The sequence below is a fragment of the Maritimimonas sp. 2405UD52-3 genome, assembly GCF_056591715.1.
In genome coordinates this window covers 171,783-196,679 of sequence record NZ_JBWQOL010000004.1, presented here as the reverse complement: position 1 = coordinate 196,679, position 24,897 = coordinate 171,783, and the positions used below count along the sequence as shown (strand labels likewise).

The window sequence follows — 24,897 nt, the reverse complement described above, 5'->3', positions numbered from 1 at the left end:
ATTTAATTAGGAAATTACCCCTTGAATACGCCCATATTAGCGTATTTATCCATTCGCTGGTCAATTAATTTCTTTAATGGAATATCTTTTAACTCACTAAATGCTTTTAAAACCGCTTTTTCAGCAAGTTTAAATGCTTCTTCTCTATTGCTATGAGCACCGCCTAAAGGTTCTTTTACAATCTCATCTACAACTTTTAGTTTTTTACTATCAGCGGCAGTTAATTTCAAAGCTTCTGCAGCTTGTTCTTTATGATCCCAACTACGCCATAAGATAGATGAACAGTTTTCTGGAGAAATTACAGAGTACCAGGCATTTTCTAACATCAAAACATGATCTCCTACACCAATACCTAAAGCACCACCAGAAGCACCTTCACCTATAATCATTGAAATAATAGGTGTTTTTAAAATGGTCATTTCAAAAATGTTACGAGCAATAGCTTCTCCTTGTCCACGTTCCTCAGCTTCTAATCCCGGATAAGCTCCAGGAGTGTCAATGATGGTTACAACAGGAATACCAAACTTTTCAGCCATTTTCATTAAACGTAATGCTTTGCGATATCCTTCAGGATTGGCCATCCCAAAGTTTCTATATTGTCGTGTCTTAGTATTATAACCTTTTTGTTGACCGATAAACATAAATGATTGATCTCCTATTTTCCCTAATCCGCCAACCATGGCTTTATCATCGCGCACTGTTCTATCTCCATGCAATTCCATAAATGTTCCTTTTGTAAAGGCACTTATGAAGTCTAAGGTATATGGTCTATTTGGGTGACGCGACAACTGAACGCGTTGCCATGGAGTTAAGTTTTTATAAATATCTTTCTTTGCTTTCTGCAGCTTTTTCTCTATTTGCTCGCAGGTTTCAGATACATCAATATCACTTTCTTCACCAATTAACAAGCACTTTTCTAGCTGTTCTTCAAGCTCTTGTATTGGTTTTTCAAAATCTAAGTATTCCATCAGGGTTTATTAAGTTAGTAGTACAAAGATATAAACTTTGTTTAGATAATATCAGCTTTTAGAATTCAGTAAATCGGGCTTTCTTTTAATGATGGCATCCAGCACAACCGTAAGTAAAATTAGGATGGCTCCGTAGTAAAATTTAGGACTCATATATTCGCTTTCTCCAAAAATCAACAATGCCAGAATAACGCCATATACAGGCTCCAAATTATAGGTCAAAACCACCGTAAACGGGCTTATATATTTCATAATATGCACAGCCGCTATAAATGCATAAGCCGTACAAACAGAAGCCAAAATGAAAATATAGATCCAATCTAAATTGCTAAGATCAAAGAATTCTGCACTAAAACCTTGATCTGCAAAGACTAGATATATAGAGATAAATGCCACACCACCTATAAACTCGTAAAATGAGATCACACTTGCATCATATTTTTCTACAAAACGTCCATTAATCACTGCAAAAAGTGAAGAAAAGAAAGCCGAAGATATCCCTAATAAAATGCCTTCCAAATATTTTATTTCGCTATCAATAATCAGGTATACTCCCAGAATAACAATAAGTCCAAAAATAATCTCATAAACTCGTACCCTCCGCCTATAAAATATAGGCTCAATAATAGATGCAAAAAAGGCTCCTGTGGAGAACATAGCCAATGCAATGGAAATATTAGCCGCATTAATAGATGCAAAAAAAGTGATCCAATGTAATGCTATAATTACACCTGCCAAGAGAAATTTAAAAAAAGTCTTCTGTGTAATGTTTAGGTTGATCTTTGCTAGTTTGATATATACAAACATTAACAGGCCTGCAATCAACATCCTATACCAAACCAATGAAAATGCTTCTATAGAAATAAGCTCGCCAAGTATTGCGGTAAAGCCCGCAATAAAAACTAATACATGTAAATGAAGATTGTGTTTGAGATTAGCGTTTTGCATTAACATATAGGTAGGTGGCTAAAATACCAAATAAAATATTGGGCAACCAAACCATAAATAATGCATTAGAAGAAGCACTAGCACCTATAACTTCAGATACTTTCATAAAAAACACATAAATAAACATTAGGGTAATTCCAATGGCTAAATTAATGCCCAAGCCTCCCCTACGCTTTTTAGAAGCTAAAGCAACAGCTATAATGGTTAATATAAATGAAGAAATTGGTAGACTTGTGCGTTTATACAATTCTACCTTGTATTGGTTTAGATTCTTCACTCCTCTTTTTGAAGATTGTGCTATATGTTCTTTTAATTCATGTGATGGCATTTTTCTCGCCAAATAATCAACATACAATAAATCTTTAGGAAAAAAACTAAAGGTTGTATCTAACTTTCTACCGGTTTCAATGCTATCGCCTTTTACTCCTACTATACGCTTTTTATAATTGTTCAATGTATAGGTAGAATCCTTTGTATTATAACGAATATTATCTGAAATAAGCTTATACTTTAATTGTAAGCCTTCAAAGTGCTCAAAAGAAAAATTATATCCGAAGTTGCGCTTTAAATCAAAGTTTCTAAAATACACAAAATCAGTTTCATTTAATTGCAAGTTAACCTGACTTACTTGTGTTTTTGATTTCTTATTCCTTCTGGTATATTGCTCCTTAAAGTCTTCAAATTTTCCATTGGTTTGAGGCACTATAAAGTGGTTAGCAAATAAAGCTATAACAGCTATAATCGTAGCACCAATAATGTATGGTCTTAAAAATCGTTTAAATGAAATTCCCGCACTATGAATAGCAACAATCTCTGTGTCATTTGCCAGTTTAGAAGTGAATAAAATGGTAGAAATAAATAATGCCAGAGGCATAAACGTATTTCCATAATTAATCATAAACGGAATGTAATAGTCATTTACGATCTCAGAAAATGTTAACTCCGCATTTGCCAGAAACTTTCCTATTTTTTCAGATACATCAATAGCTACCGCTACTGGTAATAGAATTAAAAGTGTAAAAACAAAAGACGTTAAGTACTTTTTGAGTATGTATCTATCTAGTTTTCGCACGTATTACAAACGTTTATCCATCTGTTTTACCATTTGATTCTTCCATGAAGTGAAGTCTCCTGCTAAGATATGTTTTCTAGCCTCTCTTACCAACCATAAATAAAAACCTAAGTTATGAATGGAAGCTATTTGTTTTCCTAAATACTCTTTAGATATAAATAGATGGCGTAAGTATGCTTTTGAATATTCTGTATCAACGTAGGTAATACCCATTTCATCAATAGGTGAAAAATCATCTGCCCATTTTTTGTTTTTAATATTGATTGTTCCATGTGCAGTAAACAGCATACCGTTACGTGCATTACGCGTAGGCATAACACAGTCAAACATATCAATACCAAGCGCTATATTCTCTAAAATGTTAATAGGAGTACCTACTCCCATTAAATACCTAGGCTTATCTTTTGGTAAAATTTCACAAACTACATCAGTCATAGCATACATTTCTTCTGCGGGCTCGCCTACAGAGAGTCCACCAATGGCATTACCTTCAGCTTCAACAGAAGCTATATATTCAGCCGATTGCTTTCTAAGATCTTTATACACACTACCTTGTACTATAGGAAACAATGTCTGCTTATAATCGTAAATTTCTGGGGTTTTCTTTAGGTGATCTATACATCTGTTTAGCCAACGATGTGTCATGTGCATAGATCGTTTGGCATAATTATACTCACAAGGATATGGAGTACATTCATCAAATGCCATGATAATATCAGCACCGATGCTTCGCTGGATATCCATAGAGAACTCTGGAGAAAAGAAATGCGAAGAACCGTCAATATGCGATTTAAACTTTACACCCTCTTCAATGATCTTTCTATTATCTGATAAGGAATATACCTGATAACCACCAGAATCCGTCAAAATAGGCCTATCCCAGTTCATGAACTTATGTAAACCTCCCGTTTGCTCTAATATTTGAGTCTGTGGACGCAGGTATAAATGATAAGTATTACCAAGAATGATATCAGCATTAATATCATTTTTAAGTTCACGCTGATGTACACTTTTTACAGATGCCACTGTACCTACCGGCATAAAAATAGGCGTTTCTATAACACCATGATCTGTAGTGATAGCTCCTGCTCTAGCTTTACTTTCCTGATCTAATCCCTTGAGTTCAAACTTCATTCTCTTGATTTACCTTTAAGAGGCATCCTATTTTCTTTAATTTTGACTGCGCTCAATCTGACAGAAAATCATTGACCTACTAATTCTGACTTCAAGCATCCAGCTACTTATACATTAAATCTAAAATGCATCACATCACCATCTGCAACAACATATTCCTTACCTTCTACAGATAACTTTCCGGCTTCTTTTACTTTTAATTCACTTCCATAACTCGCAAAATCATCATACTTCATGACCTCAGCACGTATAAATCCTTTTTCAAAATCTGTGTGAATAACTCCAGCTGCTTGTGGAGCCGTATCACCGATGTGAATGGTCCAGGCACGCACTTCTTTTTCACCAGCTGTAAAATATGTTTGTAGATTCAATAACTTATAAGCCGATCTAATCAATTTTGAAACACCTGGCTCATCCAAGCCTAAATCATCTAAGAACATGGCTTTCTCTTCATAAGTCTCTAACTCAGCAATATCAGCTTCCGTTGCCACTGCTAAGACTAATATTTCAGCATTTTCATCTTTAATTGTTGCTTTAACTTGATCTACATATGCGTTACCCGACTTTGCCGAAGCTTCATCAACATTACAAACATACAATACAGGTTTATCTGTTATAAATTGCATAGACTGCATCAACTCTGCTTCTTTTTCTGTTCGCTCTATAGAACGAACAGACTGACCACTTTCAAGCACTGCTTTTACTTTTTCTAATACTCCTTGCTCAGCTTGCGCTTCTTTGTTACCTGTTTTAGCAGTTCTCTTAACACGTTCTAAACGCTTTTCAACTGATTCTAAATCTTTTAGTTGTAGCTCAATATCAATCGTTTCCTTATCGCGAATAGGGTCAACAGAACCATCTACATGTACAATATTATCATTGTCAAAGCATCGTAATACATGAATAATAGCATCTGTTTCGCGAATATTTGCTAGAAATTGATTTCCTAATCCTTCACCTTTACTTGCACCTCTAACCAAACCAGCAATATCAACGATCTCAACCGTGGCGGGAATCACCTTTTCAGGATTCACCAATTCTTCTAATTTTTCTAAACGCTTATCGGGCACATTTACCACACCAATATTGGGCTCAATGGTACAAAATGGAAAGTTTGCACTTTGTGCCTTAGCATTTGATAAACAATTAAATAAGGTTGATTTTCCTACATTGGGCAATCCAACAATTCCGGCTTTCATATTTTAATTTTTAGCGGTGCAAATATAGTGTTTCCTCAGTGAAGGAAAGGCATAAAAAAATCCCAAATTTTCATTTGAGATTTCTATTTAAAAAACATTGATTCTTAATCTTCAGGGTGCATAAATTGCTGCTTGCCAAGCAATTCTTCTTCCGTTTCTACGTGATCCTCATCAGGCACACAACAGTCTACAGGGCATACCGCAGCACATTGCGGCTCTTCATGAAACCCTTTACATTCAGTACATTTATCAGGTACTATATAGTAAATTTCATCAGAAACAGGTTCCTGAGCCTCATCGGCATCAACCGCTTTACCATTAGGTAACACCACATTACCTGCTAGCGATGTACCGTCTTTATAACGCCAGTCATCAGCACCCTCATAAATTGCAGTATTAGGGCATTCAGGCTCACAAGCACCACAGTTTATACATTCATCTGTTATAATAATAGCCATAATAAATTCATTAAATTTGCTCCTGCAAAAATAAGAAACATCCCGATATTTATTGGGATAAAAAATAATAAATGCTAGCACAAAACAGAATTGACGGATTTGTTGAATTAGGGAAATTTTTGAGTCAATTTTCTAGAACAGAGGTTGAGAAAAATGAAGCCGCGCTATGCAACGATTTGTTTTTTGATGCTTTTTCATTGCAATTAAAAAGAGCTAAGGACTATAATGGCTGGTTTACAGAGGATAATATTTTACATGCTTTTGAGTCATGGGCAGAGCAACTAACCAGAGATAATTTAGAAAAATGGGCCTCTAGCTATAAAAAAACAAAGGAGTCAAAGACCATTGCCGTGATCATGGCAGGAAATATTCCTTTGGTAGGTTTTCACGATTTTTTATCTGTTTTAATTTCTGGGCACAGCATTATCGTAAAGCAGTCTTCTAATGATAAACATTTTTTACCTCTTATTGCTAAGTATTTAGAGCATGTAACGACTGACTTTAAAGGCAAAATTTCTTTTACAGACGAAAAACTAGAAGGTTTTGAAGCGGTAATTGCAACTGGTAGTAACAATACTGCTCGGTATTTTGATTATTATTTCGGGAAATATCCACATATTATAAGGAAAAACAGGAACAGTGTTGCTGTTTTAACAGGAAATGAATCAGAAAAAGAATTGTTGGGGCTCGGTGAAGATATCTTTAGGTACTTTGGCTTGGGATGCCGAAGTGTTTCAAAATTGTTTGTACCCAAAGATTATAATTTTGATGCCTTATTTAATACCCTCTATAATTATAAAGATGTTATAGAGTATACAAAGTACGCTAATAACTATGATTACAATAAGGCTGTGTATTTAATGAGTGAGTTCGATTTATTAGAAAACGGATTCATCATGCTCAAAGAAGATAGCAGTTATGCCTCACCTATTGCCTCGCTCTTTTATGAGTATTACAATGATTTGAATGCATTACAACAAAAATTAATTCGCGAAAAGGAACAAATTCAATGTATAGTGAGTAATGAATTAGAGAATACTGTAGACTTTGGCCAAACACAACAGCCTTCACTTGCCGATTATGCCGACGGTGTAGACACGATGGCATTTTTATCTAATCTCTAAATGTTATTCTGAACTTGTTTCAGAATGACATGATGAGAAGCTGAAATAAATTCAGCTTGACAAAACCTAATCTCCAAACTCAGTATCTAACTTGATATAGTCTAAAAACTCACGTTTGGTGGCATTCTCTTTAAACTTACCACCAAATTCCGATGTCACTGTGCTACTGGCAACATCACGAATACCTCTTGAATTCACGCATAAATGCTTGGCATCAATCACACAGGCTACATCTTCAGTACCTAAAGCCTGTTGTAATTCCTGAACGATTTGCATCGTCAAGCGTTCTTGTACTTGAGGTCGTTTTGCGTAATAATCTACAATACGGTTCATTTTAGAAAGACCAATCACATTGCCGTTAGATATATAAGCTACATGAGCTCTTCCTACTATGGGCAATAAATGATGTTCGCAGGTAGAATACACGGTAATGTTCTTCTCTACCAACATTTCACCATACTTATAGTTGTTGTCAAAAGTAGAAGGCTTTGGCTTTCTTTTTGGGTTTAACCCGCCAAACAACTCCTTTACAAACATTTTAGCCACACGCCTTGGTGTGCCTTTTAAGCTATCATCCGTGAGGTCCATGCCCAATTTATGAAGTATATGCGCTACATCTTCTTCAATAGCTTGTATCTTCTCATCATCAGATAGTTCAAATGCATCATCTCGCAATGGTGTTTTAGCTGATGATGCTATATGGTCGTCTCCTATTTCATCTATGTTCACTTTCGCATTTTTTCCGTCAAACATCCTATTCAATTTTATGCAAAATTACGAATTCTGCATCGTTTCTATCAATGATTCAAGGTTGCAACTCATCTGCTCACCTGAATTCATATTTTTTAAGGTGTATGTTTTTGTTTCTAATTCTGACTCGCCTACCAAAACTACATATTCAATTTGGCGTCTGTTGGCGTAATTCATCTGCTTTTTGATCTTGGTACTATCGGGATATACCTCAGTTTTTATTCCATTTTCACGGAGTACTTTCATTGTTTCTAAACAGTAGATTGATTCTTGAGTTCCAAAATTTAAAAACAACACTTTAGGCTTCGGTAATTTAACTGATAGTTTAAATAAATTTAATTCTTCTAAAACAAGATAAATTCTATCTAAACCAAATGAAATTCCTATACCACTCACATCTTTGAGTCCAAAAATCCCAGTAAGGTCATCATAACGACCACCGCCACCAATAGAGCCTAATTTCACATCTTTTGCTACTACTTCAAAAATAGCTCCGGTGTAATAATTCAGGCCTCGTGCTAGCGTAACGTCTAATGCTAAATCTGCTGTTTTTAGTCCTAAACCATCAACTGTATTCAATACAAACTCTAATTCTTCAACACCTTGGGTTCCTTCGACGGAATCAGAAAGTATTGTTTTCAACTGCGCTAATTTCTTAGTATTGCTGCCTGAGAGGTTAAACAATGGTTTTACTTTATTAATAGCCTCTTCAGAAATGCCTTTAGCAGTCATTTCATTGATGACACCCTCCTCTCCTATTTTATCAAGCTTATCTAGCGCTACTGTAAAATCAATGAGTTTATCTTGTGCACCAATGATCTGGGCTATACCTGATAAAATTTTTCTATTATTTAGTTTAATAGTAGTTGCTATTCTTAACTCTGAAAAAATAGCATCATATAATTGGATAAATTCAACCTCTTGTACTAATGATTTACTACCCACCACATCTGCGTCACATTGGTAAAACTCTCTAAAACGCCCTTTTTGAGGTCTGTCCGCTCGCCATACGGGCTGCATCTGGTAACGTTTAAAAGGGAATACAATCTCATTTTGGTGCTGTACTACATAGCGGGCAAAAGGAACTGTTAGATCGTAACGTAGGGCTTTTTCAGAAATTTGAGAAGTTACTTTTAAACTATTCTTATCTTTTAATAAGTTATCATCAGCCTTGGTTAAGAAATCTCCTGAGTTTAAAATTTTAAAGATCAATCGGTCACCCTCTTCACCATACTTCCCCATTAAGGTTGATGAATTTTCAAAACTAGGCGTTTCAATAGGTTGAAATCCAAACAGCTCAAAATACTTTTTGATCGTTTCAAAAATATATGAACGTTTTGCTACTTCTGTAGGTGAAAAATCACGCGTACCTTTTGGAATGCTGGGTTTTTGTGCCATTGCTCAAATTAGGCTGCAAATATCTGAAAATAATTTACGTTTCGCTTACTTTTTTGGAAGGTTTAAACCACTTAAACACTTTAAACATCAACCATAAAACAATAATTACTAATACAATAGCAAATACTGGTGCCACAAAGGCTAAAATAGCCATAACAATGGAAGAACCCGTTTCTACCGTTGATACTATTGGATTTGCTACACCTCCCGTAGTAGCTGTTGAAGCGAGTCGTGTTGTAGATGTAGATGTTTTAATAGCTGTGGCCGTTCCACCACCAGCAATAATAGCAAGTGCCCAAGTAATAACTGGGTCTAGGTCTGCTGCTGTGGATAACATTACCGCCGTTCCTGCAACAGCTGCTAAGGGAACTGCAATCGTATCTAATAAATTATCAAACCAAGGAATCAAATACCCTATAATTTCAATAATTGTGGCAATACCTAATGTAACCATCGCAGGCATGCTCCCAACCCACTCCCAATTATCATTTAACGGAATAATATTGTAATAAGAAGCAACACTTAAGGCAAATAAAGGTACAAAAACTCGAAAACCAACTGATGCAGCTAAGCCTATACCCAATAAAACACTAAAAATTGTGGTGGTTTCCATAGTACGAAATACAATGATAGTTAATTAAATTTAATAATAGATAAGAAATTTTCGTCACTTCGAGTGATCAATCAAAGGGGATTGTATCGAGAAGCGTATTTATATTCTTAAATAGAATTTTAGGATCAAAAAACAAAAAGCTCTTTGCGCAAACAAAGAGCTTTACATATAAATAAAGGGAATAGAATTAATCGTTAGATAAAATACTTAGTATATACCAGAACAATAACATTAATGAAGCAAATAAGCCTAAAGCTGCTGCTACATATTGATTCTCATTATAATTATGAACCAAGTTTGACGTCTGGTATAATATAGAACCTGAAGCTAATACTACCATACCTACACTAAACCACAATCCTAGATTAAATCCGAAAACAGTACCTGCAATAATTAACCCTAAGGCAATAAAAAAGCCAATAGTCAAAATGGACTTTAAGAAAGAAAAATCCTTTTTGGTAAAAAATGCTACTGCAGAAAGTCCGGTAAATAAAGACAATGTCAAAATTACTGCCTGATATAATAAGTTAAATCCACCATCTGCAGCTATATTCATTGCAATAAAGATTAACGGTATGAATATAAAAGCTTCGGCTATAACATATAATACAAGTCCGGCATAATGCACTGTGGTATCATCTGACCGTAATGCCATTTTTTCAGCATAGTTGGTTACAAACATAAATCCACCTAATAACAATAGCCAACTATAACCTCCTGTTAAAGACAAGGCAAAATTGACGACTGCGGGTATCTGAAAAAATAAAATCTCAAAAAAAATAAATAGCAAGACAGCTCCGGCCAGATGTGTATATGTTTTTCTATAAAATGTAGCTCTAGCGTCAGTGTTTAGATTTTCAACCAGTTGCAGGTTAGGTGGGTTTTGAATTTCCATGTTTAGCGTTGATTAATTGGTTTATTATATAGATTACTACTATATAACAATTATAAACGAAAAATTACTAGGGATATTCTTTAAGGGTTTACTATGAATTCAACCATTGTTTGAATTGCGATGCTTTATTTTTACTTATAATGATGCTAGACTCTGAATCAGGTTTGACTAGTATTTTAAGTTGATTATTACCATATTTTACAATTTTATCAATACTAGATATTGAAATAATAAATTGTCTATTGGCTCTAAAAAAATAAGAGTCATCTAATTGTGCAAAAAGCTCATCCAAACTTAAATTGGTTGTAGAGCGCTTGCCGTCCATACAAATTACATACGTAATGGTATTTTCTGTATAGATATAAGAAATTATATCTATGGACACCGGAACTAGCTCATTTCGAATATGTGTTAAGATCCGTTTCTTAGTAAAGCTAGAATCATCTTCAACTATAGTTTCTCGTTGAATTACTTTTTGTTGATAATCTCCTACTGCCCTATTTAATTTAGATAGGTTAATTACCTCGTCTTCTAATTTCTCTTTCTTTAACTCTAGCTTTTTCTCATAGGCACTACCAAGCAAACGGAGAATAACTACAGAAGCTATTATAACAAATAAACCCATTAACAGAAAAATAATTAAAAACTGCCTTTTAAAGTCACTTATTTGTAAACCTACACTATCAATTCTTACATGCGATGCCAATAACCAATCAGAATTATGTACAGAATTAAGAGAAATAACCTTTGACCTTAACTTATTCTCTTCAACTGAATTTAACGTTGTTTTTTTTAATTCAGCGTTTAATAAATCATAAAATTTTTTAGCAGTAAGATCATCCTTAACTGAGGATACAAATGAATTATTTGTGCTAGCTAATAGGCCAACATTTTTTATATCTGGATGTGCTATAACCTTACCAGACCAATCATAGATACTCAAAAAACCCATACTAACATCGCTACCGTTGAAACTTTTTTGAATACTACTAACTAAAGAATCCTTAGAAATACCATGTACTAATTGTTGTCCTAATATAATGGCGAAAGATTTTGCTTCCTTCTTACTAAATATTAAATGTGTTTCTAGCAATTGATATGTGCTTTCTTTTACCAAGTAACGAAAAGCAATACTGGCAATAATGCTGTAGATAATTGTAATTGATAAAAAAGTGAAAAAATAAAGTCTATCTTTTCTCATTAATTGACCAGAATAAGTTTCAGCTAAGATAAGAATTAGATCATTTATGAATCATCCTAAGAGATGACCTCTTGAGTAAATATTTAATTTATCTCAAAACTTACCTTAATAGCTTTTCATTAAGATTTAAATATTCCTTTTCAAGACTAATTTTTCCCTTTCACAAAGGTTTGTTGCATAAAACTTGGCTTTTAGTGATTGTTTTGTGGTGTTCTATAAACGTAAAAGTTCTAACAAAAAAATAAATACAAAGCTTAAACATATGAGAAAAACAGACAAACTCATTCTATTATTTGGCATGTTGCTACTCATAGGATGTAGCAATGATAGTGAAAGTGACCTCATAGAGATGGTAGACCAAGAAGGACCAATCTCATACAACTCGAATATTCAATCGGTTATTAGTAATAATTGTTTAGGCTGCCACTCAGACCCTACTCAAAATGGCGCTCCTTTCCCCCTTACCAACTATGAACAAGTATTAACACGTGCACAAAATGGGCAGCTATTAAGAGCTATAAGTAGGCAAACTGGTGAACCAAGGGCAATGCCTCCATCAGGTAGATTACCACAAGCTACAATTGATGTGGTAGAGCAATGGATTGAAGAGGGCTTTAGAGAAGAATAACTATAAAAGAAATTAATATGAAAAAAGTAAACAAACAAATATTATTTATAGCTACATGGCTTGGCATAGCATTATTTTCATTCTCCTTCGCTCAAAGCAAGTATTTAGACAAAAATGGAGTCATAATCTTTGAAGCCTCAGAAAAACTCTTTGAGGAAGTAAAAGCTACTAATAAATCAGTTACTGCCATCTACAATGAAGAGAACAATCAAATAGCTTCATTGGCATTAATGAAAGGATTTCGTTTCAAGAATTCACTGATGCAAGAGCATTTCAATGAGAATTATATAGAGTCAAATATATATCCTAAAGCAACTTTTAAAGGATCACTATTAGATTTTAATCCCAATAAAGATTTTAGTGCTACTACTACCGAAGTAACTGTTAAAGGAATTTTGGAAATACGCGGCAAACAAAAAGAAATAGAAACCATACTAAAAATTCATAAAGTAGATGACACTATTTCAATGGTTGGTGAATTTAAAGTAACTCCATCAGATTTTGATATAGAGATTCCAAAAATTGTACGCAATAAAATTGCTAAAGAAGTTCATGTTAGCCTAGATTTTAAGCTCGTAAAAAAATGAAAATAAAGAAGTTATATCTCGTTTTAGGCATCTTGATAGTAATGTTTATTGGTGGGTATTCAGTATACAATTACATCTACAAAGACCATAGAAATATTGCTGAAGAGAAAGTAGATTTTGAACTAGAGCCTAACCAGTTAATCAAGTTAATGAGCAATACCAATGAAGCTTTACAATACATTGATAAGGTAATCAAAACAAACGGCAAAGTAACATCTATAGAACAGAGCTCTATAATACTTGATGACAAAGTACAAGTAAATTTTAGTGTAGAGAACTTAAACACTTTATCGGTAGACAATGAAGTAGATATTAAAGGCAGGTGCGTAGGGTATGATGATCTTCTTGAGCTAGTGAAAATAGACCAAGCAACTATTGTTAAATAATCAACTTAAAAATATAACTAACATGAAAAAATTACTCTTCTTTTTATTAGTATTTCCATCTTTAGTTGCTGCACAAGATGAATTATTAAATGAAATTGATACTTCTACAATAGAAAAGGGTTATGAAACAGCAGCATTTAAAGGGCTTAAGATTGTAAATTTTGAGTCCACTAAAATGGTCTCCAAAAAAGAGTTATACTTTGTAGTTTCCCATAGGTTTGGGTCTGTTAAAACCGGTATAGAAGACTTTTTTGGTTTGGATCAAGCTGTTACCAGACTTAATCTTATTTATGGCATTACAGATGGGGTAAGTATTGGAGTGTCAAGAAGTTCTTTTCAAAAGACTTATGAAGCCTCTTTAAAGCTTCGTCTTGCAAGACAAAAGAAAGGTGGTTTACCTTTTACATTGGTACTGTTCAATAGTGTTTTGGTAAATACTAACCTTGATAAGGATGAACTTCCGCTATTGGAGTTTGAAAATAGACTCAGCTATTCTACCCAAGCACTTATATCGAGCAAGTTAAATAAGAATTTTTCTATTCAGTTAATACCTACATTATTTCACGATAATCTGGTAGCACTAGAAGAGCAAGACAATACACAATTTGCAATAGGTATAGGAGGCAGACATAAATTAACCAAAAGATGGTCTATAAATATTGACTACGGATTGCATCTGAACCGCGCTTCAAACTCCCCTTTTAGGAATCCACTCTCTGTAGGATTTGATCTGGAAACAGGAGGACATGTGTTCCAATTACATTTTACCAATGCGCAACCTATGAATATCAATACTTTTTTAGGACAGGCTACTGGAGATTGGACAGATGGTGATGTATTCTTTGGCTTTAACCTTTCTAGAGTCTTTTAAATACTAAAACGATGAATTATGAAAACAAGTTTAGCTAGAATATTCGTTCAAAATTCGTTCTGTGCAAAATGTGTAATCTCTATAAAAGATAAGATCATGGAAGTGCAAAATGTGAAGAATATTTACCTCTACCCATCAGACTCTTTGATCGTTTTCAATTTCGACAGAGCGAATCAGGTATCAGAAGTTTTGAATACCCTTAGCGCAATCGGCTATCCTCCAAAAGAAGAGCAGATTAGAGAAACAAGCTTTGCACCCCTATTTTGTGAATGCTCAACGAATACAAATCATTCACATAAAATGAGCGCATAATGGATTTCAAAAAAAAAGATGGATACCATATATAATTTTTAATTCAATTGAATAATAACTTAAACACTAATTAAAAACAATCATGAAAAATTTATTTTTATTATCGTTAATGTTCATTCTGCTACTAGGTTGCAGCAGTGATGATTCGAGTCCAGATGTTATTGATCCTCCACCAGTAGAAAATAATACTGTTAGATTAAACAACAATACTAACTTCGGAAATGTGTTAACTAACTCTGAAGGATTCACTCTTTATTTCTTTTCTCCTGATAGCAAGTCAAGTTCAAATTGTAATGGTGACTGTGCAAATGCCTGGCCAGCTTTCTTTGCAGATCAATTAACATTAGATAATGGCCTGAATGCTAGTGATTTTGGCACAATTACACGTGATGATGGTTCGCAGCAAACAACATTCAAAGGATGGCCTCTTTACCTTTTTGCTAACGACGTAGCTGCCGGTGATATTAATGGCGATGGTTCAGGAAGTGTTTGGTTTGTAGCAAAGCCAGATTATACAGTAATGATGGCGCAATCTCAATTGGTAGGTAGAGATGCGCAAGACAATGAAACCAACCTTACAAGTGAGTATACTCCTGGTGATGAACAAACTTTCTATATGACAGATGCAGAAGGCAATACATTATATAGTTTTATAAACGACACCAATAATGTTAATAATTTCACCGCAGATGATTTCTCAAACAATGGCGTATGGCCAATTTTTGAAGCAACATTAGAAAATGTACCAAGTGTATTGAATTTAGCTGATTTTGGTTCTATAGATGTGTTTGGAAGGCAACAGCTTACTTATAAAGGCTGGCCATTATATTTCTTTGGACAAGACACACAAAGAGGAGATAATTTTGGAGTAGGATTTCCTGTAGCTGGTATTTGGCCAATCCTTAATCAGGATATAGAACCTGCAGAGGAAGCAGAGGAACCACAATCTATTGTTTACAACGTAGGCAACCAAGGTGCATCTGCATATTTATTTACCGGAGAAGGTTTAAATAATACTTCAAACCCGGATATTACATTAAAAAGAGGTGAAACCTATGAATTTGTAGTAGATACTCCTGGTCATCCTTTTATTATTAAATCAATACAAGGTACTGGCACTGGAGATGCATTTAATGATGGAGTGATAAATAATGGAGCTGCACAAGGTACCATCACTTTTACTGTTCCTAATGACGCTCCTGATATCCTATTCTATAATTGTGAATTTCATGGTTCTATGACTGGAACTTTTAATATAGAAAATTGAAAAAGAGAAGTTTAAATTTTTAGTAGTTTTGAACCTAGGGATATCTAAACCCTAGGTTCATATTTTAAAAAAATGTGTTTAACTAAAATTAAGCCTTGAGAAAATATAGTTTATATATAGTAATTTTAGTTATCTTATTTACTTCATTAACCTTTTTCTTTATACAGACCACTTACCTTAAAAAATCAGATGTAATTGACATAACATATAATAAACCTGCACATAGATTAGATGCAAAAACCGTCATAGAGATAATAAAAAATGAGAATAAAAATATCATCAAGGCAGAACAAATAGTTGAAATTGAAGGTGTAATTAAAGAAATTAACTACCTTAATAATAGAACCACCATCCTTTTAGGAGACAATTACAAGAAAAGTGCTTATATAATTTGTGATATGCAGAATAACCAAAAAGAATATGTTTCAAAACTTAACCCAGAAGATACGATTAAACTAAAGGGAATATTTAAAGGTTTTTTGTCAGATGCCATTTTTTTAAACTGTGTTATTTCTCAATAGAATTATGAATAAACTCTTCATTTTCTTACTAATCCCTTTAATCTTTGTGCAGAAAGCATCTGATAAAGTAATTGCAAGACAAGGCAAAGTATCCTTTTTTTCATATACTCCCGTAGAAAATATTAAAGCAGAAAACAATCAAGTTTTAAGCATCATTGATCTATCATCTGGTAAAATTGCAGTAAGTGTATTAATGAATGCCTTTGTATTTGAAAAAGCATTGATGCGTGAGCATTTTAATGAAAGCTATATAGAATCTGATATTTATCCTAAAGCAACATTTGAAGGCCAGATCATTGATTTTGACCCAACCTTTGAAGGGGTACAAACGCGTATGGTGAAAGGAAATTTTTCAATGCATGGTGCAACTAAAGAATTAGAAATAAAGACTAAAATTGAAAAACAACAAGAAAAATTTATAGTCAGTGGTTCTTTTGAAGCACAAGTAAAAGATTATAATATAAAAATACCCCCTCTTCTAGAGGGGAATATTGCTAAAACTATTTTGGTAGATTTTAATTTTGAATATGAATCATATGATAACTAAAAAAATATTTTTCTTTTCATTTTTGGTCTTTGTATTCAGTTCACTAAAGGCGCAAGATCTTCTTGGTATACTAGATAAGGAGCAAACAGATACAATAAATTATGCCGAAGCCACCTTTAAGTTTTCTAGAATCACATTTGGTCAATCTGTACAAACAAGAAAAGATGGGACATTAGATGTATTCATAGCCAATAGGTTTTGGAATACTCCTTCAGAACGTTCTCAGAGCTTCTTTGTGGATAAATTAAGTGCTAGAATTGCGCTTGAATACGGAATTTCTGATCGGCTAATGATAGGAGTTGGAGGTACTACTTTTGATGGTAGGTTTGATGGTTTTTTAAAATATAAATTAGTGAGGCAACGTACTGGCGGCAAAGGATCACCTTTGAGTATTTCACTATTTCAAAACACAAGTTATTTTAGTGAAAGATTATCTGGGTCAAGATATAATTCAGATGCTTCAAATAGATTTTCTTTTACTTCTCAAGTATTAATAGCTAAGAAAATTTCACCTAAATTCTCTCTTCAAATTTCACCTACATATATACATAGAGGGCAAGTATCTCAAGAAGATGATCCACAGGATCACTTCGCTGTTGGTTTTGGAGGGAGATACAAACTAGGTGGGCATGTTTCGTTTGTTTCTGAGTATTATTATGTTGCCAATCCTGTAAAATCATTTGATACCTATGGGCCATTTTCTATTGGTGTTAATTGGGAACAAAGCGACGTCATGTTACAATTTATGCTTACTAATGCAGTAAGTATGGTTGAAGATGCTTTTATTACTCAAACTAGAAATAATTTCAATTTCAAAAACCCTAATCTAAACTTTGGTTTCAATTTTACGTATACTTTTCATCTTAAGAATAAACTTAAACGTAAGAAGTAGTTTTAGTTATTTTGGAAATGCTCACAACTGATAAAATTATAAATTTCAACACTACCTTAAATAAAAAAAGTAAGCTTGCCTGAGAATTTTTTATTTGTGTTAAATTTGTCCAGTGACAAATTAAAGACAATGGATTAGGGGTTTTAAATGGAAATTTTAAGGTATATATTGTTCTTATACATAATCTTCGGATTTATTGTGACAGGCGGCTTGATATTTCAAAAGCCCAGAAAGACCAATGTATTACTCGCAATTTTTATACTGGTCTTTACTTTAAAACAATTGAGTTTTTTATATGAAACCAGCGGTATACTTCAATTATACCCTCGGTTCTTCATGATTACCTTTCCACTTTCTTTTTTATTTGGCCCAGCCCTTTTATTCCATTTTAAATTTTTGACCAACCCCAAGGGAAAAATCACCTCTATATCTCTACTACATCTTATTCCGTTCTTTGCTTTGACCATTGTAACCATCTATCTTTTTTCAATGACCGGTGAACAGAGAATTTTATATATAAGAAAGAATTTGCATGAATTAATAGTTCCAGTTAATTATATAAAAGTAGTTCACATTTTGTCCTACGGCGCAGTGATTTTCTATACGGTTAAGAAGGGTACAAAAAAATTAACTTCAAAATTAAAAAGCTACATGTTTACTATTCTGTTTATTTATATGATATCAGCATTTTTACAAGCTAGTTTTTATGCTTCTTTTTTACAGTTTAAGTACTTTATAGCATACCACGTTGTTGCCTCAACATTAATATTATTTATCGGGTATATGTTATATTTTCACCCAGATATTTTAGAGAAGATAAATATTAAATATTCAAAATCTACGCTTGATGAAATACAGAAAAATAGAATTTTTAATAAGATTGAGAATTACTTATTAGATTTAGATAATATTAAAGACCAGGAATTAAGTTTAGGAAAGTTAGCTAAGAATATTGATGAGAAAAAACACCATATTTCTCAAACACTCTCCGAAGAATATAATACATCGTTTAATGATCTAATTAATAAAAAAAGAATTCAGTATAGTAAAACCTTATTACTAAATGCGGAATATGACCACCTTAAAATCCTGGCCGTAGCTCTAGAATCTGGTTTTACAAATAAAACTACTTTTAATAGAGCTTTTGCGAAATATAATACTTGTACGCCAAGTGAGTTTAGAAAGAAAAACAGGCTACAAATAATTTGATGACACCTGTTTTTAATCAATATTAACTTTAACTCTATTCCTTTTTCATAGTTTCGGTGGCGTTTAATGTATATCTGTAATTCTATGAAAGTTTTATCGAATCAAAAACGTGTTGCACTGAATAAGTTTTCATCTTATTCAATGTTCGTCCTAATACTTCTGTTAGGCATTATTGGTTGTTCTTCAGATGATAAAAAAGAAGAGCAGCCAGAGGAAACATTTACAGCTATTGCAAGTTTTAAGTTAACAGGCGATGGCTATGATGAGGCAATAACATATAATAGCGACGATAATCTAATATTTTGCATGTTAACAGGAAGTGATATGTGGATTCGATTAGCAAGGGATAAAGCTTCTAATGGAGAAAATAGTCCACATATAGATATAGATATATGCAATTATGCGGGAGCAGGAACATACTCCCCTGTAGATCCTCAGAACCGTCCTTGCCCAGCTGGATTGCTTTGGGATATCTTTTGGCACGATGGCGACAAGGTATATTCCAATCAAGAAGACTCTTCACCATGTCAGTTAACCTTAACTCTAAATGGAGATGTACTTAGTGGAGTTTTTAACTGTAGTGAAGTGATACGTTTTCAAGGTACTGAAACCATTGAGATTACAGAAGGTACATTTACTTGTAAAATTGAATAGTATGTTATTGAATGCGTAATTTAAAAACATATATTTTTCCAATTCTTTTGTTCCTGTTAAGCTGTTCTTCCGAAAAAGATTCACAAGAAGCTAATTCAAATTCAACAATAGAAATAGGTTTCGGAAGCATTTTGTTATTTGAAGAAATCAATACATTAAATGAAGTAAAAGAAAACATTGAAGGGATAGCTAGGGAAATTATTTCTTTAGTCAATGAAATAATGCCTATTGATAATTTAACAATCAAAGTAGATGTTTCAACAACAAATGTAATTCCAGAAATAGGTATAGGTGGTTTTAACCCAAATGGAAACGAGATACTTTTATATATAAATCCTAACTTTTCTAATTTAGAACAATCTATTGCTACCGAGCTTGCTCCTATATTAGCACATGAAATGCATCACGCCAAACGACAACGTACGGTTGGTTATGGCACAAACCTAATTGAAGCTATCGTTTCAGAGGGATTAGCAGATTGTTTTTCTATGGAGGTTACTGGTGTTGACCCGCCAATTTGGAGTATAGCAATTACAGGAAGTGAATTAGAGGCCTGGATAAATACTGCTAGTGAAACATGGAGCGAGAACTCTTACAATCATGGAGATTGGTTTTTCGGCAACAACCAAGATATACCTCGATGGACTGGTTATTCTATTGGTTTTAAGATTGTGAAAGACTTTATCGACGAAAATCCAGATCAAAAAGCTTCAATTTTGTTTGATGAACCAGCAAGTTCATTTATTCAATAATAAACTATTATTATTTTCAATTTACATGATTAAAAAAGTTGATTAAATTGAAACATTCTTTTCTAATATATACAATCTTTTTTTTAATTCTATCCTCTGTGCAACAGGAAGAAAATGGATTGGTTCTAACACTAAAATAAATGAAGGATTACGCGATGTCGAAATTATAAATGATAAAGTAGCATTCTCCTATAGCTATGGAATCTGGTTTTAACAATAAAACAACTTTTAATAGGGCTTTTGTAAAATATAATTCGTGTACACCTAGTCAGTTTAGGAATGCAAATAGATAAGGCTAATTTATTTATCATAACCTTTTAAAAGTTTATATAACTTTTAAAAAGAAAGTTTCTAAACAACCGAAATAAATGTAATTTGTTCTTATAAATTATGGCAACTACTATGGATTTCACACTACATGAAAGCACCCTAATTATTGTTTCTATTCTTGTAACCGCAGCGTGTTTTAATGTTGCTCTATATTTCGGTTTTGGCAAAAAACTATCATACTTGTTCTTTGCCTTTTATTGTCTATTTCATTGTTTTAAAATATATCTTAAGACTTATCCTAATGAGCAAGTCCTTTTGCCTTTATTGAATTTAAACGCTTATCAGCTGGTCTATTTATCAGTTATATTTGGAATGCTATCATTAAGCATATTTCTTTCACATTATTTTTCTATACCCTATAAAAAATGGTTCATAATAACGTATGCAGTAATATCTATAATGTTCTTCTTTTTTGTTGAAGAATTACAATATATTAAGTTAAGTCTGCTAGTTGCATTGATACAAAGTATATATGTAGTAGTATATAATAAAAAGGGTTATTTAATTTTATTTGGTATTTTAGGTTTTGTCTTTTGTGTTTGGTTGGGATGGCAAAATTTATTGAATTACGGATATTTTGTTGGCGCTATTTTCCTTATTCTATGTATGGTACTTTATTCTAGTTTAGAATTATCAGCTAAAAACAAAGAATATCAAAATGCCCTTTTACGATCTTCAAGACTAGAGAATCAATTGTTGAAAACCACAATTCAACCGCATTTTATATTAAACTCATTGACATCATTGCAAGAACTAATAGAAACCTATCCTATCAAGGCCTCAAATTTTGTGCAAGATTTATCAAAAGAATTTGAGCTTTTTGCTAAAATTAGCGACCAAAATCTTATTTCTGTTAAGGATGAAATAGAACTTATATCTTCTTATATAGGTATTATGAGTGTTCGGAAAAACATCAAGTTTGAATTAAAGACTGAAAACATTTCAGATGCCGATGAAATTCCTCCAGGTGTATTTCTAACACTCATAGAAAACGGCATATCCCATGGTTACGAAAACCGAGAAAAAGGAGTATTCAATATTTCTAAACAAGTAAAAGATAATTCAAAGGTCTACTCAATCTTTAATGATGGGGAAGTAACAGAACAACCTAAAAAGCATGGTATGGGTTTCAATTACGTAGTTTCAAGACTAAAGGAATCATATGGCGATAATTTTAAATTTGAATCATATCCAGACTCTTCGGGATGGCTATCAATAATAACCGTATGGAGTTAAAAAAAATACTCATTTGCGAAGATGAAAAGCTAATTGCCGATAGACTTTATAGGTTTATCAGTGAAGTTGTTGATTTCCCTTCGGAAATACACACAGTTTCTACTGTAAATCAGTGTTTTGAATTTTGTTCTCGACATAAGATTGATCTTCTTTTTCTTGACCTTAATCTTCATGGCAAGAATGGTTTTGAAATTTTGAAAAAGCTGACTGCAGAATCATTTTATACGATAATCGTATCTGCTTATATAGACAAAGCTATTGAAGCTTTTGAATATGGTGTGCTGGACTTTGTTGGTAAGCCTTTTACCATTGATAGATTACAATTGGCAATTGATCGTTTTAGTAATAACACTATATCCAAAGGTTTAAAGTTAAAATATATTGCCATAAAAAGTAGAAAAGGAGTTGAATTCGTATCAACCGATAGTATCGATTACATAAAAGCAGCCGGTATTTATTCTGAATTGATATTACTTGATGGTTCTGTTAAAGTTTACGACAAACCAATGAACCAATTATTAAAATTATTATCCTCTAGGTTTGTAAGAGTCCATAAATCTTATGTTATACCGTTAGATCATCTAAAATCCATTATCAAAAGAAAAACGAATGCCTATGATATCCAATTATCCTCTGGAAAAAAGGTTCCGGTAAGCCGAAGTATGCGTAAAAATTTAATTAAAGATATAGGACATTCTGAGGCTTAATAAGTTCTTTATAACCGCCTTGTTCTCTTCTTTAATAACACTTCAAATGCTCTATCAACTTTTTAAAAGGTTTTGCTTCATGTAAAGAGAAACTGCTTGTTTCTTGTATTGCAAATTAAACTACTTGTTACATGAATCGGCGAAAATGGATTTCTTCATCTATGTTGATTGGTTCTGCAATATTATTGAAACCAACGGATGTTTTTAGTGCTGAAATAAATAGGGCAATAAAGATGGTTAAGTTAAGCTCAAACGAAAACCCTTATGGTCCTTCGGTTAAAGCTCGTAAAGCCATAACAGAAAACATTTTCAATGGAAATCGCTATCCCAACGATTTGCGTGAACAACTTACTGATAAACTTGCAAAGAAATTCGATATAGATTTAGAGTCTGTAATTCTGGGAGCAGGATCGTCAGATTTATTGCAGATTTTAGCTTGCTGGTGTGTACGTGAAAAACTACATCTTACTACTTCAGAACTTACTTTTGATGTTCTGCCGATGTATATTAAGCGATTTAGCGGACAAATTACTAGGGCAAAAGTAACGAACCAAAAGGGAATAGATTTACACGATATTGAAAAGCTTTCTAACAAAAACCCTGGAGTAGTTTACTTGGTAAATCCAAACAATCCAACGGGAGAAAAAACAAATTATCAAGACCTACTAGATTTCTGTAAACGTGTTTCTAAGCATTCTTACATTATTGTAGACGAGGCCTATATAGAGTATGTCGCAAATAATGAAAGTGTGGTGCATCTTATAAAAGACAACCCTAAGATTATAGTCGTAAGAACATTCTCAAAGATATACGGTCTAGCTGGTATGCGTGTAGGATATGCATTTGCAAACCCAAAACTGACTAAGACAATTAAAAATTATCAGGCTTGGGCAGGAGCCAATCTAAGTAACTTAGGGATAGCAGCAGCAATAGCCAGTTTAAATGATTCCAGTTTCATTGAAACATCCAGATTAAAAAATCTTGAGAATCGTAATTATACACTGAACCAATTACGTAAGCTTAATCGATATTGTGTAGAGCCATATGGTAATTTTATCTGGTTCAAATGTGACCCCTTCAAAGGAAATCTTAGTGACATTTATGCTAAAAAAAATATTGTAGTAGGTGCAGGAGAGATAGATGGGGGTACTTGGATGCGAGTAACAATAGGTAAAAAAGAAACAATGAAGCGCTTTATAGAAGTTGCAAAATCAATATGGACCTAAAATTATAAATTATGAAAACTATTAGAATTACTATTACCACTTGTTTACTATGCTTAATTTCAGTAACCGGATTTGGACAATCTATTGAGGAAGAATATAAAGCGATATCTACAACTCTAAATTATTATTTGGATGGTGGAACCAACAATGATTTTGATACTTTAAAAAAGGCCTTTCATAAAAATGCTATGATGAAACACGTTTCGGATGACGGTTATAAAGAAGTGAATGCACTTGAGTTTTTTGAAAAAGCTATGAAGCCCGAACCAAAATCAAATAGAAAAACCAACATCTCTCAAATAAACATAGTAGGTACTGCCGCAAATGCGCGACTAGAAATTATTTTCCCTGATTATATAATGGTTGACTACATGAATCTATTGAAAATTGATGGAGAATGGAAGATTGTTAGTAAGATTTTTCAAGGAAGATCCTTGAAAGAACTTTTTCCAAAAAAATAAAATGATGAAAAAACCATCTTTTTTGATAATGCTATTCTTTATAACTATATCATGTAATAAAGCTAAAAAAAATGAATTACTATCACAACATTTCATTACAAAACAGGAAGTTCACAATACAATGGCGAAATGGGCTAAGGGTATGCTTGAAAATGACGCTTCAATTATTAATAATGTTTTAGATAGTACTTGGATGTACTCTGGTTCAGATGATGGAAGCACTACAAATAAGAAGAAAGCTTTGAGTGGAATGACTCCTGGAGAAACCACCTTAAAACATATTATACTTAAGGATACGATTGTTAGAACATATGGAGACATGGCTTTAGTTACAGGAAGAGAAGAATTGATATTTGTGAAAAATCAAGACACTACCAGAGTTTCATTAAGGTTCACAGATGCTTTTGTTAAAAAGAACGGAGAGGTAAGGGCAATAAGCACCCATAGTTCGCCCATTGCTCATTCTCAAGAGAAATAAATTGGCAAAAGACTAAGAATTGCAGAAAAAGGGTAGCATATAATTTTATGAAACCCTTTTTTCGCTTTTAGAG

General features: G+C 33.1%; 29 protein-coding genes. 18 read left to right on the top strand and 11 right to left on the bottom strand.

Annotation, left to right across the window (positions count from 1 at the left end; all coding sequences use genetic code 11):
* Positions 1-14 precede the first annotated feature (14 nt).
* The 6 genes from AC1EU5_RS11045 to AC1EU5_RS11020 all read right to left on the bottom strand — a co-directional run bounded on the left by AC1EU5_RS11045 (position 15) and on the right by AC1EU5_RS11020 (position 5,779).
* Complete coding sequence (locus tag AC1EU5_RS11045) at positions 15-968, bottom strand: acetyl-CoA carboxylase carboxyltransferase subunit alpha (RefSeq protein ID WP_480192448.1); 954 nt, start codon at positions 966-968, stop codon at positions 15-17.
* Between the two features lie 51 nt (positions 969-1,019).
* Positions 1,020-1,916, bottom strand: a complete 897-nt coding sequence (locus tag AC1EU5_RS11040) for a DMT family transporter (RefSeq protein ID WP_480192447.1) — start codon at positions 1,914-1,916, stop codon at positions 1,020-1,022.
* Positions 1,903-2,988, bottom strand: coding sequence for an LptF/LptG family permease (locus tag AC1EU5_RS11035; RefSeq protein WP_480192446.1), 1,086 nt, complete (start codon positions 2,986-2,988; stop codon positions 1,903-1,905). The genes AC1EU5_RS11040 and AC1EU5_RS11035 overlap by 14 nt, the downstream gene beginning before the upstream one ends.
* A 3-nt stretch (positions 2,989-2,991) precedes the next feature.
* Positions 2,992-4,122, bottom strand: a complete 1,131-nt coding sequence (tgt, locus tag AC1EU5_RS11030) for a tRNA guanosine(34) transglycosylase Tgt (RefSeq protein WP_480192445.1) — start codon at positions 4,120-4,122, stop codon at positions 2,992-2,994.
* A gap of 107 nt (positions 4,123-4,229) precedes the next feature.
* A complete protein-coding gene (ychF, locus tag AC1EU5_RS11025; protein WP_480192444.1) occupies positions 4,230-5,321 on the bottom strand; it encodes a redox-regulated ATPase YchF in 1,092 nt (363 codons plus the stop codon).
* Between the two features lie 104 nt (positions 5,322-5,425).
* A complete protein-coding gene (locus tag AC1EU5_RS11020; RefSeq protein ID WP_480192443.1) occupies positions 5,426-5,779 on the bottom strand; it encodes a 4Fe-4S dicluster domain-containing protein in 354 nt (117 codons plus the stop codon).
* A 71-nt stretch (positions 5,780-5,850) separates the two neighbouring features.
* On the opposite strand from AC1EU5_RS11020, the gene AC1EU5_RS11015 reads away from it, so the two are divergent.
* The gene (locus AC1EU5_RS11015) at positions 5,851-6,903 is read left to right on the top strand and encodes an acyl-CoA reductase (protein WP_480192442.1); all 1,053 of its coding nucleotides are present in this window, start codon (positions 5,851-5,853) and stop codon (positions 6,901-6,903) included.
* Between the two features lie 66 nt (positions 6,904-6,969).
* Here the strand turns inward: AC1EU5_RS11015 and folE are convergent, their stop codons facing one another.
* From folE to AC1EU5_RS10990, 5 genes are all read right to left on the bottom strand, one after another.
* Positions 6,970-7,656 carry a GTP cyclohydrolase I FolE gene (gene folE, locus AC1EU5_RS11010; protein ID WP_480192441.1) on the bottom strand — a complete coding sequence of 229 codons (687 nt, stop codon included), beginning with the start codon at positions 7,654-7,656 and terminating at the stop codon, positions 6,970-6,972.
* 21 nt (positions 7,657-7,677) lie between these two features.
* Positions 7,678-9,051: a histidine--tRNA ligase gene (hisS, locus tag AC1EU5_RS11005; RefSeq protein WP_480192440.1), complete on the bottom strand. Its 1,374-nt coding sequence runs from the start codon at positions 9,049-9,051 to the stop codon at positions 7,678-7,680.
* A 34-nt stretch (positions 9,052-9,085) separates the two neighbouring features.
* A complete protein-coding gene (locus tag AC1EU5_RS11000; RefSeq protein ID WP_480192439.1) occupies positions 9,086-9,664 on the bottom strand; it encodes a DUF4126 domain-containing protein in 579 nt (192 codons plus the stop codon).
* A gap of 187 nt (positions 9,665-9,851) precedes the next feature.
* The gene (locus AC1EU5_RS10995; protein ID WP_480192438.1) at positions 9,852-10,559 is read right to left on the bottom strand and encodes a Bax inhibitor-1/YccA family protein; all 708 of its coding nucleotides are present in this window, start codon (positions 10,557-10,559) and stop codon (positions 9,852-9,854) included.
* A gap of 91 nt (positions 10,560-10,650) precedes the next feature.
* A complete protein-coding gene (locus tag AC1EU5_RS10990; protein ID WP_480192437.1) occupies positions 10,651-11,760 on the bottom strand; it encodes a LytTR family transcriptional regulator DNA-binding domain-containing protein in 1,110 nt (369 codons plus the stop codon).
* A 262-nt stretch (positions 11,761-12,022) separates the two neighbouring features.
* On the opposite strand from AC1EU5_RS10990, the gene AC1EU5_RS10985 reads away from it, so the two are divergent.
* The 17 genes from AC1EU5_RS10985 (at position 12,023) to AC1EU5_RS10905 (ending at position 24,824) form a co-directional block, all read left to right on the top strand.
* On the top strand, positions 12,023-12,388 hold the full coding sequence (locus AC1EU5_RS10985; RefSeq protein ID WP_480192436.1) for a cytochrome c: 366 nt from the start codon (positions 12,023-12,025) through the stop codon (positions 12,386-12,388).
* Positions 12,389-12,405: 17 nt separating this feature from the next.
* On the top strand, positions 12,406-12,975 hold the full coding sequence (locus tag AC1EU5_RS10980; RefSeq protein WP_480192435.1) for a YceI family protein: 570 nt from the start codon (positions 12,406-12,408) through the stop codon (positions 12,973-12,975).
* The gene (locus AC1EU5_RS10975) at positions 12,972-13,361 is read left to right on the top strand and encodes a hypothetical protein (protein WP_480192434.1); all 390 of its coding nucleotides are present in this window, start codon (positions 12,972-12,974) and stop codon (positions 13,359-13,361) included. The genes AC1EU5_RS10980 and AC1EU5_RS10975 overlap by 4 nt, the downstream gene beginning before the upstream one ends.
* 22 nt (positions 13,362-13,383) lie before the next feature.
* Complete coding sequence (locus AC1EU5_RS10970) at positions 13,384-14,232, top strand: DUF5777 family beta-barrel protein (RefSeq protein WP_480192433.1); 849 nt, start codon at positions 13,384-13,386, stop codon at positions 14,230-14,232.
* Positions 14,233-14,626: 394 nt separating this feature from the next.
* Complete coding sequence (locus tag AC1EU5_RS10965; protein ID WP_480192432.1) at positions 14,627-15,811, top strand: hypothetical protein; 1,185 nt, start codon at positions 14,627-14,629, stop codon at positions 15,809-15,811.
* 95 nt (positions 15,812-15,906) lie between these two features.
* Positions 15,907-16,332 carry an OB-fold protein gene (locus AC1EU5_RS10960; RefSeq protein WP_480192431.1) on the top strand — a complete coding sequence of 142 codons (426 nt, stop codon included), beginning with the start codon at positions 15,907-15,909 and terminating at the stop codon, positions 16,330-16,332.
* 4 nt (positions 16,333-16,336) lie between these two features.
* A complete protein-coding gene (locus tag AC1EU5_RS10955) occupies positions 16,337-16,879 on the top strand; it encodes a YceI family protein (protein ID WP_480192430.1) in 543 nt (180 codons plus the stop codon).
* Complete coding sequence (locus tag AC1EU5_RS10950; protein WP_480192429.1) at positions 16,869-17,771, top strand: DUF5777 family beta-barrel protein; 903 nt, start codon at positions 16,869-16,871, stop codon at positions 17,769-17,771. Before AC1EU5_RS10955 ends, AC1EU5_RS10950 begins: the two co-directional genes overlap by 11 nt.
* 651 nt (positions 17,772-18,422) lie before the next feature.
* Complete coding sequence (locus tag AC1EU5_RS10945; RefSeq protein WP_480192428.1) at positions 18,423-18,980, top strand: helix-turn-helix domain-containing protein; 558 nt, start codon at positions 18,423-18,425, stop codon at positions 18,978-18,980.
* 84 nt (positions 18,981-19,064) lie between these two features.
* On the top strand, positions 19,065-19,634 hold the full coding sequence (locus tag AC1EU5_RS10940) for a hypothetical protein (RefSeq protein ID WP_480192427.1): 570 nt from the start codon (positions 19,065-19,067) through the stop codon (positions 19,632-19,634).
* Between the two features lie 11 nt (positions 19,635-19,645).
* Positions 19,646-20,386, top strand: a complete 741-nt coding sequence (locus AC1EU5_RS10935) for a DUF2268 domain-containing putative Zn-dependent protease (RefSeq protein WP_480192426.1) — start codon at positions 19,646-19,648, stop codon at positions 20,384-20,386.
* Positions 20,387-20,583: 197 nt separating this feature from the next.
* Positions 20,584-20,679, top strand: coding sequence for a hypothetical protein (locus tag AC1EU5_RS10930; protein ID WP_480192425.1), 96 nt, complete (start codon positions 20,584-20,586; stop codon positions 20,677-20,679).
* Positions 20,680-21,115: 436 nt separating this feature from the next.
* Positions 21,116-21,952 carry a sensor histidine kinase gene (locus tag AC1EU5_RS10925; RefSeq protein ID WP_480192424.1) on the top strand — a complete coding sequence of 279 codons (837 nt, stop codon included), beginning with the start codon at positions 21,116-21,118 and terminating at the stop codon, positions 21,950-21,952.
* The gene (locus AC1EU5_RS10920; protein WP_480192423.1) at positions 21,922-22,659 is read left to right on the top strand and encodes a LytR/AlgR family response regulator transcription factor; all 738 of its coding nucleotides are present in this window, start codon (positions 21,922-21,924) and stop codon (positions 22,657-22,659) included. The genes AC1EU5_RS10925 and AC1EU5_RS10920 overlap by 31 nt, the downstream gene beginning before the upstream one ends.
* A gap of 131 nt (positions 22,660-22,790) precedes the next feature.
* Entirely contained in the window at positions 22,791-23,885 is a 1,095-nt protein-coding gene (locus AC1EU5_RS10915; RefSeq protein ID WP_480192422.1) for a pyridoxal phosphate-dependent aminotransferase, read from the top strand.
* A gap of 11 nt (positions 23,886-23,896) precedes the next feature.
* On the top strand, positions 23,897-24,346 hold the full coding sequence (locus tag AC1EU5_RS10910) for a nuclear transport factor 2 family protein (protein ID WP_480192421.1): 450 nt from the start codon (positions 23,897-23,899) through the stop codon (positions 24,344-24,346).
* Positions 24,347-24,350: 4 nt separating this feature from the next.
* Complete coding sequence (locus AC1EU5_RS10905) at positions 24,351-24,824, top strand: nuclear transport factor 2 family protein (protein WP_480192420.1); 474 nt, start codon at positions 24,351-24,353, stop codon at positions 24,822-24,824.
* The last annotated feature ends 73 nt before the right edge of the window (positions 24,825-24,897 follow it).

Excerpts from the sequence above, each read along its gene's own strand:
- AC1EU5_RS10945 (WP_480192428.1), top strand. The coding sequence starts at position 18,423 with ATGTTTACTATTCTGTTTATTTATATGATATCAGCATTTTTACAAGCT.
- AC1EU5_RS10910 (WP_480192421.1), top strand. The coding sequence starts at position 23,897 with ATGAAAACTATTAGAATTACTATTACCACTTGTTTACTATGCTTAATT.
- AC1EU5_RS11020 (WP_480192443.1), bottom strand. The coding sequence starts at position 5,779 with ATGGCTATTATTATAACAGATGAATGTATAAACTGTGGTGCTTGTGAG.
- AC1EU5_RS11040 (WP_480192447.1), bottom strand. The coding sequence starts at position 1,916 with ATGCAAAACGCTAATCTCAAACACAATCTTCATTTACATGTATTAGTT.
- AC1EU5_RS10995 (WP_480192438.1), bottom strand. The coding sequence starts at position 10,559 with ATGGAAATTCAAAACCCACCTAACCTGCAACTGGTTGAAAATCTAAAC.
- tgt (WP_480192445.1), bottom strand. The coding sequence starts at position 4,122 with ATGAAGTTTGAACTCAAGGGATTAGATCAGGAAAGTAAAGCTAGAGCA.
- AC1EU5_RS10905 (WP_480192420.1), top strand. The coding sequence starts at position 24,351 with ATGAAAAAACCATCTTTTTTGATAATGCTATTCTTTATAACTATATCA.
- folE (WP_480192441.1), bottom strand. The coding sequence starts at position 7,656 with ATGTTTGACGGAAAAAATGCGAAAGTGAACATAGATGAAATAGGAGAC.
- AC1EU5_RS10965 (WP_480192432.1), top strand. The coding sequence starts at position 14,627 with ATGAAAAATTTATTTTTATTATCGTTAATGTTCATTCTGCTACTAGGT.
- AC1EU5_RS10985 (WP_480192436.1), top strand. The coding sequence starts at position 12,023 with ATGAGAAAAACAGACAAACTCATTCTATTATTTGGCATGTTGCTACTC.
- hisS (WP_480192440.1), bottom strand. The coding sequence starts at position 9,051 with ATGGCACAAAAACCCAGCATTCCAAAAGGTACGCGTGATTTTTCACCT.
- AC1EU5_RS11045 (WP_480192448.1), bottom strand. The coding sequence starts at position 968 with ATGGAATACTTAGATTTTGAAAAACCAATACAAGAGCTTGAAGAACAG.
- AC1EU5_RS10970 (WP_480192433.1), top strand. The coding sequence starts at position 13,384 with ATGAAAAAATTACTCTTCTTTTTATTAGTATTTCCATCTTTAGTTGCT.
- AC1EU5_RS10935 (WP_480192426.1), top strand. The coding sequence starts at position 19,646 with ATGCGTAATTTAAAAACATATATTTTTCCAATTCTTTTGTTCCTGTTA.
- AC1EU5_RS10955 (WP_480192430.1), top strand. The coding sequence starts at position 16,337 with ATGAATAAACTCTTCATTTTCTTACTAATCCCTTTAATCTTTGTGCAG.
- AC1EU5_RS11000 (WP_480192439.1), bottom strand. The coding sequence starts at position 9,664 with ATGGAAACCACCACAATTTTTAGTGTTTTATTGGGTATAGGCTTAGCT.
- AC1EU5_RS10920 (WP_480192423.1), top strand. The coding sequence starts at position 21,922 with ATGGCTATCAATAATAACCGTATGGAGTTAAAAAAAATACTCATTTGC.
- AC1EU5_RS10975 (WP_480192434.1), top strand. The coding sequence starts at position 12,972 with ATGAAAATAAAGAAGTTATATCTCGTTTTAGGCATCTTGATAGTAATG.
- AC1EU5_RS10990 (WP_480192437.1), bottom strand. The coding sequence starts at position 11,760 with ATGAGAAAAGATAGACTTTATTTTTTCACTTTTTTATCAATTACAATT.
- AC1EU5_RS10940 (WP_480192427.1), top strand. The coding sequence starts at position 19,065 with ATGAAAGTTTTATCGAATCAAAAACGTGTTGCACTGAATAAGTTTTCA.
- AC1EU5_RS10925 (WP_480192424.1), top strand. The coding sequence starts at position 21,116 with ATGTTCTTCTTTTTTGTTGAAGAATTACAATATATTAAGTTAAGTCTG.
- ychF (WP_480192444.1), bottom strand. The coding sequence starts at position 5,321 with ATGAAAGCCGGAATTGTTGGATTGCCCAATGTAGGAAAATCAACCTTA.
- AC1EU5_RS10950 (WP_480192429.1), top strand. The coding sequence starts at position 16,869 with ATGATAACTAAAAAAATATTTTTCTTTTCATTTTTGGTCTTTGTATTC.
- AC1EU5_RS10930 (WP_480192425.1), top strand. The coding sequence starts at position 20,584 with ATGGAATCTGGTTTTAACAATAAAACAACTTTTAATAGGGCTTTTGTA.
- AC1EU5_RS11015 (WP_480192442.1), top strand. The coding sequence starts at position 5,851 with ATGCTAGCACAAAACAGAATTGACGGATTTGTTGAATTAGGGAAATTT.
- AC1EU5_RS10915 (WP_480192422.1), top strand. The coding sequence starts at position 22,791 with ATGAATCGGCGAAAATGGATTTCTTCATCTATGTTGATTGGTTCTGCA.
- AC1EU5_RS10980 (WP_480192435.1), top strand. The coding sequence starts at position 12,406 with ATGAAAAAAGTAAACAAACAAATATTATTTATAGCTACATGGCTTGGC.